Consider the following 672-nt stretch of genomic DNA (forward strand, 5'->3'; position numbering starts at 1 on the left):
CACCACCGTGCCCACGGCGGCCAGGGCCACAACCACCAACAAGACCCGGTAGGCACCCAACAGCCCCACCATCCGCTTGAAAGAGGGCCAGAAGGCCTCGGCCTTGCCCGGAGGCGGTCCGTCGTGCCAGTCGCCCGAGGCGGCCTGCGCCTCAGCGGCCAGCTTGAGGTCCTCCTCGCTGAACTCGTCGGGGCCGACGGCGGTGCTCGTTCCGGTGTTTGCGTTGCTACTCGTGCTGGTGCTCATGCTGTGGCCTTTGCTCCGAGCTGGGAGGTGACGATCTCGCGGTAGACGGGACAGGTGGCCAGCAGGCTCTCGTGGGTGCCGCTGCCCACCAGGTGGCCGTCGTCCAGGACGAGGATCTGGTCGGCGCCGGTGATGGTGGAGACGCGCTGGGCCACCACGATCTTGGTGATGCCGGCTGTGGCCGGTCCCATGGCCTCACGCAGCCGCGCGTCGGTGGACACGTCCAGCGCACTGAAGGAGTCGTCGAAGATCAGGATGCTGGGGCGGCGCACCAGGGCCCGGGCGATGGCCAGGCGCTGACGCTGACCGCCCGAGACGTTCGTGCCGCCCTGGGCGATGGCCGCCTCCAGTCCCCCCTCCATCTCGGAGACGAAGCCGGCGGCCTGGGCGACCTCAAGGGCCTTCCACAGCTCGTCGTCGGTGGCC

Annotated in this window: 1 protein-coding gene and 1 pseudogene; both read right to left on the reverse strand. The window is 69.9% G+C overall.

Annotated features, from left to right (window positions below):
- Positions 1-246, reverse strand: a pseudogene (locus HMPREF9056_RS11050) (ABC transporter ATP-binding protein); the annotation flags it as partial.
- On the reverse strand, positions 243-672 hold a 430-nt coding region (locus HMPREF9056_RS14750), incomplete at its 5' end, for an ABC transporter ATP-binding protein (protein ID WP_009405068.1). The pseudogene HMPREF9056_RS11050 and the gene HMPREF9056_RS14750, both read right to left, overlap by 4 nt.

The organism is Actinomyces sp. oral taxon 170 str. F0386, from assembly GCF_000195595.1.
Lineage (GTDB): Bacteria > Actinomycetota > Actinomycetes > Actinomycetales > Actinomycetaceae > Actinomyces.